We start from the raw sequence: 12,939 nt of genomic DNA, 5'->3' as shown, positions 1-12,939 counted from the left end.
GATGGAACCCCTGGTTCCGGTGGATTGAACCACGTCGTTGTACGTTGGGTGATGGCTTTCAGCTGACACCTTTAGCAGACACAACCTAAGAAGGTGTACAGCCGAGATGTTGAATACGCTGATTGTTGGTGCCAGCGGTTATGCAGGCGCAGAGCTTGTGACCTATTTGAATCGCCATCCTCATATGAACATAACCGCTTTGACGGTTTCAGCGCAAAGTAATGACGCAGGAAAATTGATATCTGATTTGCATCCGCAATTAAAAGGTATCGTGGACATGCCGTTACTGCCAATGTCGGATATCAGCGAATTTACCGATGGTGTGGATGTTGTTTTTCTTGCCACAGCCCATGAAGTCAGCCATGACCTGGCACCGCAGTTTCTTGCGAAAGGCTGCGTTGTCATTGACTTGTCCGGTGCATTCCGCGTCAACGATGCTAAGTTTTATCAACTCTATTACGGCTTTACGCATCAGCACCCTGAATTGCTGGAGCAGGCGGTTTATGGCCTCGCGGAATGGCAGAGCGACAGAATAAAAGAAACCAGTTTAATTTCTGTGCCAGGCTGCTATCCAACGGCCTCCCAACTGGCGTTAAAACCTCTGATTGAAGCGGGTTTGCTGGATTTAAACCAGTGGCCGGTGATTAACGCAACCAGCGGTGTGAGCGGTGCAGGGCGCAAAGCGGCGATCTCTAACAGTTTCTGCGAAGTGAGCCTGCAACCGTATGGCATTTTTAATCATCGCCATCATCCAGAAATTGTCACGCATCTCGGGACTCCAGTGATTTTCACTCCACACTTGGGCAATTTCCCGCGCGGGATTTTGGCGACCATTACTTGCCGCCTGAAAGCCGGGGTGACCCAGCAGCAAGTCGCCGAGGTGTTTAATCAGGCTTATCAAGATAAACCGTTAGTGCGCCTGTATGACAAAGGCGTGCCAGCACTGAAAAACGTGGTTGGCCTGCCGTTCTGCGATATTGGTTTCGCAGTGCAGGGCGAGCATCTGATTGTCGTCGCGACCGAAGATAACCTTCTGAAAGGCGCGTCGGCCCAGGCTGTGCAGTGCCTGAATATTCGTTTTGGCTTTGCCGAAACGCAGTCTCTTATTTAATCGGCTGGGTGAATGATGAATCCATTAATTATCAAATTAGGCGGCGTACTGCTGGATAGCGAAGAAGCGCTGGGGCGCTTGTTTACCGCGCTGGTGAACTATCGTCAGGCCCATCAACGTCCGCTGGTAATTGTTCACGGTGGTGGCTGTGTGGTTGATGAGCTGATGAAAAAGCTCTCCTTACCGGTGACCAAGAAAAACGGCCTACGTGTTACGCCTGCTGACCAGATTGACATTATTACCGGTGCGCTGGCGGGTACGGCGAACAAAACGTTGTTGGCGTGGGCCAAAAAACATGACATCAATGGTGTCGGTCTTTGCCTCGGCGATGGCGACAGCGTCACGGTGACCAAACTCGATGAAGCATTGGGCCATGTCGGCCTTGCAAAGCCAGGTTCAGCTAAGCTGATTACCACGCTGCTGGATTCCGGTTTCCTGCCGATTGTTAGCTCTATTGGCGTTACCGCTGAAGGCGAGCTGATGAACGTCAATGCCGATCAGGCCGCTACGGCACTGGCTGCCACGCTCGGCGCGGATCTCATTCTGCTGTCAGACGTCAGCGGTATTCTGGATGGCAAAGGGCAACGTATTGCGGAAATGACGGCGGCAAAAGCCGAGCAGTTGATCGCTCAAGGCATTATTACCGACGGCATGATTGTTAAGGTTAACGCGGCGCTGGATGCAGCACGTACGCTGGGTCGCCCGGTGGATATTGCGTCATGGCGTCACGCGGAGCAGTTACCTTCTTTATTTAACGGCGTGGCCATTGGCACCCGTATTCTGGCTTAGTTTTGAAAGGATAAGACAATGCAAAATCACGGCATCAAAAAAATCGTTCTCGCTTATTCTGGCGGCCTTGATACTTCAGCCATCATTCCATGGCTGAAAGAAAACTACGGCGGCTGTGAAGTGGTCGCTTGTGTGGTGGATATCGGCCAGGATCGTGAAGACCTGAAAGGTGTTGAGCAAAAAGCACTGCGCTCTGGCGCAACTGAGTGTTATGTCGTTGATGCGCGTGAAGAATTCATCAGCGATTACGTCTATCCAGTATTGCAGACTGGCGCACTGTACGAAGGCAGCTACCTGCTGGGTACGTCTATGGCGCGTCCGCTGATTGCGAAAGCACTGGTTGATGTCGCCACTAAAGTGGGCGCCGATGCGCTGTGCCACGGTGCGACCGGCAAAGGTAACGACCAGGTCCGTTTCGAATCCACCTGGGCTGCACTGGCTCCACATCTGAAAGTGGTTGCACCATGGCGTGAGTGGGATCTGCGTTCCCGTGAAGCGTTGCTGGATTACCTGAAAGAGCGTGATATTCCGACCACCGCGTCACTTGAGAAAATCTACAGCCGTGATGAAAACGCATGGCACATCTCGACTGAAGGCGGCGTGCTGGAAAGCCCATGGAATGCACCAAACAAAGATTGCTGGGTGTGGACTGTTGACCCTAAAGAAGCGCCAGACCAGGCAGAGCAAGTGACGGTTACTGTTAAGCAAGGCAAAGTGGTTGCGGTTAACGGCGAAACCATGACGCCTTATCAGTGCCTGGAAACGCTGAATAAGATTGGCTCTAAACACGGCATTGGCCGTATCGATATCGTAGAAAACCGTCTGGTGGGGATTAAATCCCGTGGCTGCTACGAAACCCCAGGAGGCACCATTATGATGGCGGCACTGCGTGGTGTTGAGCAGTTGGTTCTGGATCGCGATAGCTTCAAATGGCGTGAGCAACTGGGCCTGGAAATGTCTTACGTGGTTTACGATGGCCGTTGGTTCGCGCCGTTGCGTAAATCTTTGCAGGCATCAGCTGAATCGCTGGCAGCAGAAGTGAACGGCGAAGTGGTGCTGGAGCTGTATAAAGGCCAGGTTACCGCGACGCAGAAAAAATCTCCTGACAGCCTGTACAGCGAAGAGTTCGCGACCTTTGGTGAAGACGAAGTGTATGACCATAGCCACGCGGGCGGCTTTATCCGTCTGTTCTCGCTGTCGTCACGTATTCGTGCACTGAACGAACTGAAGAAGTAATCAATAGCCTCCCTCTCCTGGGGGAGAGGGCCGGGGTGAGGGCGTCTGTAGTCAAAATTTCCCCTCACCCTAACCCTCTCCCTTAGGAGAGGGGATCAGAATGGTTTAACTCTTCTCATTCAGAGAAGGGAACAAAAGAATTTAATGGAGCATCAATATGGCACTTTGGGGTGGACGTTTTACTCAGGCAGCAGATCAGCGGTTCAAATCGTTCAATGACTCATTACGTTTTGACTACCGACTGGCTGAGCAAGACATTGTCGGTTCTGTTGCCTGGTCCAAAGCGCTGGTTACCGTTGGTGTTCTGACCGTTGCTGAACAACAGGAGCTTGAGCAAGCGCTTAATTTCCTGCTTGAAGAAGTGCAGGCGAATCCGCAAGCCATTCTTGAGAGCGATGCGGAAGATATTCATAGCTGGGTGGAAGGGAAGCTCATCGATAAAGTTGGTGCGTTGGGCAAGAAACTCCACACGGGCCGTAGCCGTAATGACCAGGTCGCCACCGACCTTAAACTGTGGTGCAAAATGCAAATCAGCGAATTGCTGGGGGCGACTCGCCAATTGCAACAGGCGCTGATTGAAACCGCTGAAAACAATCAAGATGCCGTGATGCCGGGTTACACGCACTTGCAACGTGCGCAGCCAGTGACGTTTGCGCACTGGTGCCTGGCTTATGTTGAAATGCTGGCGCGTGACGAAAGCCGTTTACAGAGCACGCTCGAACGCCTGGACGTTAGCCCTTTGGGTAGCGGCGCACTGGCAGGCACGGCTTATGAAATCGACCGTGATCAACTGGCGGGCTGGTTAGGTTTTACCTCGGCCACCCGTAACAGCCTCGATAGCGTGTCCGATCGTGACCACGTCCTGGAACTGCTTTCTGACGCGTCTATCGGCATGGTTCACTTATCGCGTTTTGCTGAAGACCTGATTTTCTTCAACACAGGTGAAGCGGGCTTTGTTGAGTTATCTGACCGCGTGACATCAGGTTCTTCCCTGATGCCGCAGAAGAAAAACCCAGATGCGCTGGAGCTTATTCGTGGCAAATGTGGCCGTGTGCAGGGTGCGCTGACTGGCATGATGATGACCCTGAAAGGTCTGCCGCTGGCGTACAACAAAGACATGCAGGAAGACAAAGAGGGCTTGTTTGACGCGCTTGATACCTGGCTCGATTGCCTGCATATGTCCGTGTTGGTTCTGGATGGCATTCAGGTGAAGCGCCCACGTTGTAAAGAAGCTGCCGAGCAGGGTTATGCCAACGCAACTGAACTGGCTGATTACCTGGTCGCGAAAGGGGTTCCTTTCCGTGAAGCGCACCACATTGTGGGTGAGGCCGTAGTGGAAGCGATTCGTCAGGGCAAGGCGCTGGAAGCTTTGTCGCTCGCCGATTTGCAAAAATTCAGTGCGACGATTGGTGACGATGTTTACCCGATTCTGTCTTTGCAATCTTGCCTGGATAAACGTTCAGCCAAAGGCGGCGTGTCTCCGAAACAGGTAGCACAGGCGATTGTCGACGCGAAACAGCGTCTGGTTTAACGTTATCTGCAAGATAAGAAGAGCCTGGCCTTGTGCCGGGCTTGTTTGTTTATAAGGGATAAAAAAAGAGCGGACATAATGTCCGCTAAATGATTCACGTTGGCTTCAGTAGGTCATTCGGAGAACTGAGTTCTCACAACACATTCCAGAGTCGTAGATGGTTTGTGCTGTTGATGGCTATTATTGAACATCAATGGTTGATAGGGATAATCGTTCGTTGCTATGATTTCTATCGCCATGGTCTATCATGGCGCCGGAGGATAGAGAATGAATATTCGTGATCTTGAATACCTGGTGGCGTTATCTGAACATCGTCACTTTCGCCGGGCAGCGGATGCCTGCCACGTCAGTCAGCCAACGCTGAGCGGCCAGATTCGTAAACTTGAAGATGAGCTCGGCGTAATGTTGCTTGAGCGCACTAGCCGAAAAGTATTGTTCACTCAGGCAGGTTTACTGCTGGTGGATCAGGCGCGTACTGTGCTGCGCGAAGTTAAAGTCCTGAAAGAGATGGCGAGCCAACAAGGCGAAGCGATGTCCGGGCCGCTACACATTGGTTTGATCCCAACCGTTGGGCCTTATCTGCTGCCGCAGATTATCCCGATGCTGCATAAAACTTTCCCCAAACTAGAAATGTATCTTCACGAAGCGCAAACCCATCAACTGCTTGCGCAGCTTGATAGCGGCAAGCTTGATTGTGCGATTCTGGCTTTGGTGAAAGAGAGCGAAGCGTTTATTGAAGTACCGTTATTCGACGAGCCGATGATGCTGGCGATTTATCAGGATCACCCATGGGCCGATCGCGATCGCGTCCCGTTGTCTGATTTAGCGGGTGAAAAGCTGCTGATGCTGGAAGACGGGCATTGCCTGCGCGATCAGGCGCTGGGTTTCTGTTTTGAAGCGGGTGCAGACGAAGATACGCATTTCCGTGCAACTAGCCTTGAAACGCTGCGTAACATGGTTGCGGCAGGCAGTGGAATTACATTATTACCTGCGCTGGCCGTGCCGAATGAGCGTTGCCGTGATGGTGTCGTCTATCTGCCATGTTATAAACCAGAACCGCGCCGGACTATCGGCCTGGTTTATCGTCCGGGTTCTCCGCTGCGTGGTCGCTATGAGCAACTCGCAGAGGCCATCCGTACACACATGGATGGCCATTTTGAGCCAGCGTTAAAACAAGCGGTTCAAGCCGTTTAGTGCCGCAACCCGATAGGCTTCCGCCATGGTCGGGTAGTTGAAGGTGGTGTTAACAAAGTACTCAATCGTGTTGCCGCCACCTTTCTGCTCCATAATCGCCTGGCCGATGTGAATAATTTCAGCCGCGCGCTCACCGAAGCAGTGAATACCTAAAATCTCTTTTGTCTCGCGATGGAAGAGAATTTTTAGCGTACCCACGTTCATGCCAACAATTTGTGCACGAGCCAGGTGCTTGAACTGAGCCCGTCCTACTTCGTACGGCACTTTCATCGAGGTCAATTGCTGTTCGGTTTTGCCGACGGAGCTGATTTCCGGAATGGTATAAATACCGGTCGGAATATCTTCAATCAGATGAGCAGTTGCTTCGCCTTTGACCATCGCTTGCGCGGCAATTCGCCCCTGATCGTAGGCCGCAGATGCCAGGCTTGGATAACCAATCACATCGCCCACGGCATAAATATGCGGCTGTGCAGTCTGGTACATGCTGTTGACCTTCAACAGACCACGGCCATCCGCTTCCAGCCCGACATTTTCCAGTGACAATGAATCGGTATTACCGGTGCGTCCGTTGGCATAAAGCAGGCAGTCAGCTTTCACTTTTTTGCCTGATTTCAACGAGACAATTACACCATCTTCCACACCTTCGATTTTCTCGAACTCTTCGTTGTGGCGAATAACGACACCGCTATTCCAGAAGTGATAAGAGAGCGAATCGGACATCTCTTGATCGAGAAACGCCAGCAGGCGATCGCGGGTGTTAATCAAATCAACCTTAACGTTCATGCCACGGAAAATCGACGCATACTCGCAACCAATTACCCCAGCACCATAAATAATGACGTGGCGTGGTTCGTGGTGCAGGTTAAGAATGGAATCGCTGTCGTACACGCGTGGGTGGCTGAAATCGACTTCTGGTGGACGATAAGGGCGTGAACCACAGGCGATAATAAATTTATCGGCGGTGATCATTTCTACCGAGCCATCGTGGCATTCCAGCGAGATGGTGTGTTCATCTACAAAACGTGCATCGCCCTGCAGCATCTCGCAGCGGTTGCGCTCGTAGAAGCTCTGGCGCATGCGAGTTTGTTGGTTAATAACGCTGTCGGCGTGATTAAGAATGTCGGCGAAGGAAGAACGGAGAAGATGGGTGTGGTCGCTGTATAAAGGGTTTTGATTAAATTCGATAATGCGGCTGACGGCGTGGCGGAGAGCTTTCGAGGGGATGGTTCCCCAGTGGGTACAACCGCCACCCACATTATGGTAGCGCTCGACGACAGCTACCCTTGCTCCAAGTTTCACCAGCCCCATTGCAGCGCCTTCGCCGCCAGGACCGGAACCAATTACTATTGCGTCATAATCGTAGGTGTGTGACATGGTAAGGCTTACCTGTTCTTATACATAAAAGCAACACGATGGTAACATCAACGCCGGGATAACCCAATTGTCGTTGTGCTTTTTACTGCGTAACGCGAGGAGGGTCGCGTAAACAATCATTCACAATCCTGTATAAAAGCAGTTAAGTTATTCTCTGGTATAGTGCGGGCTCGATTTAAGGGATTCAGGCAACATGATGGGTGTAAGAGCGCAACAAAAAGAAAAAACCAGGCGTTCTCTGGTAGAAGCCGCGTTTAGCCAGTTAAGTGCTGAACGAAGTTTTGCCAGCCTGAGTTTGCGCGAGGTCGCTCGTGAGGCTGGTATTGCGCCAACATCGTTTTATCGCCATTTCCGTGACGTTGATGAGCTTGGGCTGACAATGGTCGACGAGAGTGGACTGATGCTGCGCCAGTTAATGCGCCAGGCCCGCCAAAGAATTGCCAAAGGAGGAAGCGTAATTCGTACCTCCGTCTCAACATTTATGGAATTTATCGGTAATAATCCCAACGCGTTCCGTTTGCTTTTACGTGAGCGTTCTGGAACGTCAGCCGCATTTCGTGCCGCCGTCGCGCGTGAAATTCAGCACTTTATTGCGGAACTTGCTGATTATCTGGAACTCGAAAATCGTATGTCGCGCAGCTTTACTGAAGCGCAGGCAGAAGCGATGGTGACGATTGTTTTTAGTGCTGGTGCCGAAGCGTTAGACGTCGATGCCGATCAGCGTCGTCAGCTTGAAGAGCGTCTGGTACTTCAGTTGCGCATGATTTCCAAAGGTGCGTATTACTGGTATCGCCGGGAGCAAGAAAAAATGGCATTGGCTCAAATATCTGAAGAGTGAATGAAGGAAGGGCAATGAAACAGTTACAAGATAGAGGTACGCTCGGGTTAGCGTTTATTGCAGGCCTTGCGATCAACGGAACGTTTGCCGCAGTGTTCAGCTCGGTTGTGCCGTTTTCCATTTTTCCAATTATCGCGCTGGTGCTGACGGTGTACTGTTTGCATCAACGCTACCAAAACCGCACGATGCCGGTGGGTTTGCCAAGTATCGCAGCGGCTTGTTTCGTGTTGGGCGTGTTGCTGTATAGCGCAGTGGTACGCGCTGAATATCCAGCTATTGGCTCCAACTTCTTGCCAGCGGTACTTTCGGTCGCATTGTTGTTCTGGATTGGTATTAAAATCCGCGCTCGTAAATCCCAGGTGACGGAATAGCAGCCTGCTCTAAAACAAAAACGGACGCCGAGGCGTCCGTTTTGCTATTTGCGTGTTAGCCACACACCGCATTCCATATGGTGCGTGTACGGGAATTGGTCAAATAGCGCCAGCCGTGACACGTTATGGGTTTCGCTTAATGTTTCCAGGTTCTCGCAAAGGGTTTGCGGGTTGCAAGAGATATAAAGGATGCGCGGATACGCCTGCACCATCTTCACGGTGTCAGCATCCAGGCCGCTGCGCGGTGGATCGACGAAAATGGTTTCGCACTGGTAGCTTTTCAGGTCGATACCTTTCAGGCGGTTAAACTCGCGCACGCCATTCATCGCCTGGGTAAAATCTTCCGCGGCCATACGAATGATTTGCACGTTTTCAATTTCATTCGCTTCAATATTGTATTGCGCGGCAGCAACAGACGGCTTGGCGATTTCAGTTGCCAGCACGCGATTAAAGTTACGCGCCAGTGCCAGCGAGAAGTTACCGTTACCGCAATACAGTTCCAGCAGATCGCCTTTTGAACCGTGCGTGGCATCCAGCGCCCATTCCAGCATATGAACATTCATCGCCGCGTTGGGTTGCGTGAAACTGTTTTCCACCTGGCGATAAATCATCTCTTTACCGGCAACAGTCAAACGCTCATCGATGAAATCCTGATCCAGCTCGATTTTGGTTTTGGTCGCACGGCCAATTAAATGAACATTGAAACCCTGAGCCCGCAGATTGTCGCGCAGTGCTTCAGCGTGTTGCTGCCACTCTTCACCCAATTTCCGGTGGTAAAGCATCGAGACAACCGCCTGGTTGCTCATCGTCGTCAGATAATCAATCTGGAAGAGTTTGTGGCGCAGGGCTGGGATGTCACGTACACCGTCGAGCATCGCAGGCATCAATGCATTGATCAGCGAACTAGCTGCCGGGAAGCTGTTGACCCGAATACGTTGTTTGGTCTGGCTTTCAAACATGATGTGGTACAGGTCGTCTTCATCATGCCAGATACGAAATTCAGCACGCATCCGATAGTGGCTGGTTGGCGAACGGAACACCTCCGGCGCTGGTGCTGCAAAAGGGACCATCATGCTTTGCAAGCGGGCGACTTTTTCGGCCAGTTGCGCGTCGTACTGTTCAATTGGGAGATGTTCGGGAGTCATGAGCTGCTACCTGTTAATAAAGTCAAACTACGCGGCGATTGTAGGGAATAGGTTGATGATGTCCAGTGCTGTTGCATTTTGATGTGTCTGGACAATCTTATTAACAAAATCGTAGCATAGCGCTTCCGGCCTTTTTACATGAGTTAAAAGGGAACCCAGTGCAACTCTGGGGCTGACGCGCAGCGGTAAGGAACGGTGGGATGAGCGCCAAGTGCAGACACTGCTAAACAAAGCGGGAAGTCATCATCCAGTAGTCACACACCTCCAAGCCCGAAGACCTGCCGGTATACGTCGCAATCTGCATAACTATCGCGTGCTATCGGTTATGTCTGCGGCATCCTTATTGGAAAGCGGATGCTTATTAAAATGATGGTAAAAAAACTTTCGCTGCTTACGGCTCTGTCCGTAACGGCTTTTTCAGGCTGGGCGCAAGACAGCAATTCTGACGATACTCTGGTGGTAACGGCCAACCGTTTTCAGCAACCCGTCAATACCGTTCTGGCGCCAACTGATATTGTGACCCGGGAAGAGATCGACCAATGGCAGGCAAAATCGATGAACGATGTCATGCGTCGTTTACCTGGCGTCGATATTGCTCAGTATGGTGGTCTTGGGCAGAGTTCTTCAATGTCTGTCCGTGGCACCAGCGCCAGCCATGTATTGGTGCTGGTGGATGGTATTCCGCTTGCCCGCCCTGGCATTTCCAACTCCTCGGATGTTAGCCAAATCCCGATTTCTTTAGTGCAGCGCGTGGAATACATTCGTGGCCCACGTTCCGCGGTTTACGGTTCTGGCGCGATTGGCGGCGTGGTTAACATCATCACGCAGAGCGATGAAGAAAAGTCGCAAATCAATGCGGGTGTGGGTTCGGATAGCTATCAGCAATATGACGGTACCTGGCGCCAGCGTTTTGGCGATACGGTAGCGACAGTGTCTGGCTCATACGAAACCACTAAGGGTTTTAACGTTCAGCCGCATTCTACTTATAGCGGTGATAACGATAGAGATGGTTACCGTAGCAAAAGCTATTGGGCTGGCCTGGAGCATAAGTTTAGCGAGGAGTTTGACGGCTTCTTCCGTACTTATGGCTATTCCAACAACAGCGATTACGATTTAGGTGCGCCTCCTTATACTCCGGCGTATAGCGCAGACGAGCATCAACTCTATAACCAGAACTACGATGCGGGCCTGCGTTTCCATTCCGGGATTTACTCTTCGCAGCTGTTGGCGAGCTATCAAAAAGTGAAGGACTATAACTATAGCAGCGTGTATGGCCGCTATAACGACGGTACGACGCTCGACTATATGACCCAACGCAACGTCCAGTGGGGTAACAACTTTGTTGTCGGGAATGGCTCGATCAGCGCAGGTATTGACTGGCAGCAACAGCGTCTGACTTCTTCTGACACAGTCATGTCTGACAGTTATAACCGTGATAACACGGGCGTCTACTTGAGTGGTCAGCAGCAGTTTGGCGATGTGACCCTGGAAGCTTCAGGTCGTGAAGACCACGACGAGCAATTCGGTTGGCACGGTACATGGCAAACCGCGGCTGGATGGGAATTCGTTGAAGGGTATCGTGCGACAGTTTCTTATGGCACGGGTTTCCTTGCACCTTCCCTCGGGCAACAATATGGCTCCACGCGCTTTGGCATCGACTCCAATCCAAATCTGAAACCAGAAGAATCCAAGCAATGGGAAGCTGGGCTTGAAGGATTAACCGGTCCTGTGGACTGGCGTTTGTCTGCTTATCACTACATGATTGAAAATCTGATTACCTACTACTCCGATCCGGTCACTTATGACGGGTCTTATGACAACATCAAATCTGCGACTATCAAAGGACTGGAATGGGTCGGTAGCGTGGATACTGGCATCTTTACTCATAAGCTAACGTTGCAGTATATGGATCCGCGTGATGACCAGAGTGATGAAGTGCTGGCTCGCCGCGCTAAGCGCCAGGCTAAGTACCAGCTCGACTGGGTGATGTTTAACGTGAATATGGATGTAGCGTGGCAGTATTACGGCAAACGCTACGACAACAACACCTCTGCTTATAACCCGACTCAGCAAATTTTGCCGAGTTATAGCACAGTTGATGTAGCGGCTTCATATCCGGTCACCTCTCATCTCACTGTTCGTGGTAGAATCGCCAACCTGTTCGATAAAGATTACGAGACGGTTTATGGCTATCAAACCCCAGGACGGGAATACTATCTCTCTGGCAGCTATACCTTCTAATACACGTCCCACCGTACTGGTTTTTGACTCCGGTGTCGGTGGGCTTTCTGTGTATGATGAAGTCCGGCAGCTTTTGCCTGACCTGCACTACATTTATGCTTTCGACAACGTAGCATTCCCCTACGGCGAGAAAAGCGAAGAGTTCATTGTTGAACGCGTAGTTGAAATTGTTACTGCGGTTCAGGAACGCTACCCACTCGCACTCGCCATCATCGCCTGTAATACGGCAAGTACCGTCTCACTTCCCGCTCTGCGTGAGAAATTCGCATTCCCTGTGGTGGGCGTCGTTCCTGCTATTAAGCCGGCAGCGCGTTTGACGACTAACGGCGTTGTAGGTTTGCTGGCGACTCGCGGCACTGTTCGCCGCCCCTATACTCACGAACTGGTCGCACGCTTTGCGTCGGAATGCAAAATCGAAATGCTCGGTTCGGCAGAGCTGGTGGAATTAGCGGAAGCCAAGCTGCATGGTCAGCCTGTAGATCTTGAGGAACTACGCAAGATTCTTCGTCCATGGCTGCGAATGAAGGAGCCGCCAGATACCGTGGTATTAGGTTGCACCCATTTCCCTCTATTAGAAGAAGAGTTGCTACAAGTCTTACCCGAAGGCACAAGGCTGATAGATTCCGGTGCTGCGATTGCTCGCCGTACTGTATGGCTTTTAGAGCATGAATCTCCGCATGCAGTATCTTCTGATGAGAATATTGCATTCTGTATGGGGCTGACTCCTGAGATTGCACAATTAACACCCGTTTTGCAGCGTTATGGCTTCCCAAGACTAGAAAAACTGGCTGTTCGTAGCAATTTTGAATAAAAAATCGACGGTTGAAATAAAAATTGAAAATAGGGGTTGTCAGCCTCCAGAAAATCCCTATACTGCGCCTCCACTGACACGGCACAACGGCTTACAAACCGGCCCGTCAGCCAGATGAAAAGCGAAAATAAACGCTTGACTCTGAAAGAGGAAAGCGTAATATACGCCACCTCGAGTTAGCAAGCGAAAGCGCCTGACTCACTGCTCTTTAACAATTTATCAGACAATCTGTGTGGGCACTCGCAGGATTGATATCTCAGATACCTTCGGGTATCAAAAAAATATCAAGTCTTGAAGA

At 51.1% G+C, this 12,939-nt stretch carries 11 protein-coding genes and 1 riboswitch; of the genes, 9 read left to right on the top strand and 2 right to left on the bottom strand.

Going from position 1 to position 12,939, the window contains the following annotated elements; translation table 11 throughout:
* The first annotated feature begins 106 nt into the window (after positions 1 to 106).
* The 5 genes from argC (at position 107) to oxyR (ending at position 5,861) form a co-directional block, all read left to right on the top strand.
* Complete coding sequence (gene argC / locus MNO13_RS23720; protein ID WP_121814597.1) at positions 107 to 1,111, top strand: N-acetyl-gamma-glutamyl-phosphate reductase; 1,005 nt, start codon at positions 107 to 109, stop codon at positions 1,109 to 1,111.
* A 12-nt stretch (positions 1,112 to 1,123) separates the two neighbouring features.
* Positions 1,124 to 1,900 (top strand): acetylglutamate kinase, encoded by a 777-nt coding sequence (gene argB / locus MNO13_RS23715; RefSeq protein ID WP_241939374.1) that lies wholly within the window; start codon positions 1,124 to 1,126, stop codon positions 1,898 to 1,900.
* Positions 1,901 to 1,918: 18 nt separating this feature from the next.
* Positions 1,919 to 3,136, top strand: coding sequence for an argininosuccinate synthase (locus MNO13_RS23710; RefSeq protein ID WP_064541654.1), 1,218 nt, complete (start codon positions 1,919 to 1,921; stop codon positions 3,134 to 3,136).
* Between the two features lie 157 nt (positions 3,137 to 3,293).
* The gene (gene argH / locus MNO13_RS23705) at positions 3,294 to 4,667 is read left to right on the top strand and encodes an argininosuccinate lyase (protein ID WP_241939373.1); all 1,374 of its coding nucleotides are present in this window, start codon (positions 3,294 to 3,296) and stop codon (positions 4,665 to 4,667) included.
* A gap of 267 nt (positions 4,668 to 4,934) precedes the next feature.
* On the top strand, positions 4,935 to 5,861 hold the full coding sequence (oxyR, locus tag MNO13_RS23700) for a DNA-binding transcriptional regulator OxyR (RefSeq protein ID WP_241939372.1): 927 nt from the start codon (positions 4,935 to 4,937) through the stop codon (positions 5,859 to 5,861).
* Here the strand turns inward: oxyR and sthA are convergent.
* Complete coding sequence (gene sthA, locus MNO13_RS23695; RefSeq protein ID WP_064541645.1) at positions 5,835 to 7,235, bottom strand: Si-specific NAD(P)(+) transhydrogenase; 1,401 nt, start codon at positions 7,233 to 7,235, stop codon at positions 5,835 to 5,837. The genes oxyR and sthA overlap by 27 nt on opposite strands.
* A gap of 193 nt (positions 7,236 to 7,428) precedes the next feature.
* Here sthA and fabR point away from each other — a divergent pair, with 193 nt between their 5' ends.
* Positions 7,429 to 8,073 carry an HTH-type transcriptional repressor FabR gene (gene fabR, locus MNO13_RS23690; protein ID WP_074388501.1) on the top strand — a complete coding sequence of 215 codons (645 nt, stop codon included), beginning with the start codon at positions 7,429 to 7,431 and terminating at the stop codon, positions 8,071 to 8,073.
* 14 nt (positions 8,074 to 8,087) lie between these two features.
* Positions 8,088 to 8,444: a YijD family membrane protein gene (locus MNO13_RS23685; RefSeq protein ID WP_064541639.1), complete on the top strand. Its 357-nt coding sequence runs from the start codon at positions 8,088 to 8,090 to the stop codon at positions 8,442 to 8,444.
* Between the two features lie 44 nt (positions 8,445 to 8,488).
* Here the strand turns inward: MNO13_RS23685 and trmA are convergent, their stop codons facing one another.
* On the bottom strand, positions 8,489 to 9,589 hold the full coding sequence (gene trmA / locus MNO13_RS23680) for a tRNA (uridine(54)-C5)-methyltransferase TrmA (protein ID WP_241939371.1): 1,101 nt from the start codon (positions 9,587 to 9,589) through the stop codon (positions 8,489 to 8,491).
* A gap of 109 nt (positions 9,590 to 9,698) precedes the next feature.
* A riboswitch (cobalamin riboswitch) is annotated at positions 9,699 to 9,889 on the top strand.
* 69 nt (positions 9,890 to 9,958) lie between these two features.
* Here trmA and btuB point away from each other — a divergent pair.
* Positions 9,959 to 11,830: a TonB-dependent vitamin B12 receptor BtuB gene (btuB, locus tag MNO13_RS23675; RefSeq protein ID WP_241940098.1), complete on the top strand. Its 1,872-nt coding sequence runs from the start codon at positions 9,959 to 9,961 to the stop codon at positions 11,828 to 11,830.
* Positions 11,775 to 12,641, top strand: a complete 867-nt coding sequence (murI, locus tag MNO13_RS23670) for a glutamate racemase (protein WP_121814594.1) — start codon at positions 11,775 to 11,777, stop codon at positions 12,639 to 12,641. The genes btuB and murI overlap by 56 nt, the downstream gene beginning before the upstream one ends.
* Positions 12,642 to 12,939: the final 298 nt, after the last annotated feature.

Origin of the sequence: Buttiauxella ferragutiae (assembly GCF_022637515.1) — a bacterium.
Classification (GTDB): Bacteria; Pseudomonadota; Gammaproteobacteria; order Enterobacterales; family Enterobacteriaceae; genus Buttiauxella; species Buttiauxella ferragutiae.
This window is presented reverse-complemented; position numbering and strand designations above follow the sequence as displayed.

Excerpts from the sequence above, each read along its gene's own strand:
- argC (WP_121814597.1), top strand. The coding sequence starts at position 107 with ATGTTGAATACGCTGATTGTTGGTGCCAGCGGTTATGCAGGCGCAGAG.
- argB (WP_241939374.1), top strand. The coding sequence starts at position 1,124 with ATGATGAATCCATTAATTATCAAATTAGGCGGCGTACTGCTGGATAGC.
- MNO13_RS23710 (WP_064541654.1), top strand. The coding sequence starts at position 1,919 with ATGCAAAATCACGGCATCAAAAAAATCGTTCTCGCTTATTCTGGCGGC.
- argH (WP_241939373.1), top strand. The coding sequence starts at position 3,294 with ATGGCACTTTGGGGTGGACGTTTTACTCAGGCAGCAGATCAGCGGTTC.
- oxyR (WP_241939372.1), top strand. The coding sequence starts at position 4,935 with ATGAATATTCGTGATCTTGAATACCTGGTGGCGTTATCTGAACATCGT.
- sthA (WP_064541645.1), bottom strand. The coding sequence starts at position 7,235 with ATGTCACACACCTACGATTATGACGCAATAGTAATTGGTTCCGGTCCT.
- fabR (WP_074388501.1), top strand. The coding sequence starts at position 7,429 with ATGATGGGTGTAAGAGCGCAACAAAAAGAAAAAACCAGGCGTTCTCTG.
- MNO13_RS23685 (WP_064541639.1), top strand. The coding sequence starts at position 8,088 with ATGAAACAGTTACAAGATAGAGGTACGCTCGGGTTAGCGTTTATTGCA.
- trmA (WP_241939371.1), bottom strand. The coding sequence starts at position 9,589 with ATGACTCCCGAACATCTCCCAATTGAACAGTACGACGCGCAACTGGCC.
- btuB (WP_241940098.1), top strand. The coding sequence starts at position 9,959 with ATGGTAAAAAAACTTTCGCTGCTTACGGCTCTGTCCGTAACGGCTTTT.
- murI (WP_121814594.1), top strand. The coding sequence starts at position 11,775 with ATGGCTATCAAACCCCAGGACGGGAATACTATCTCTCTGGCAGCTATA.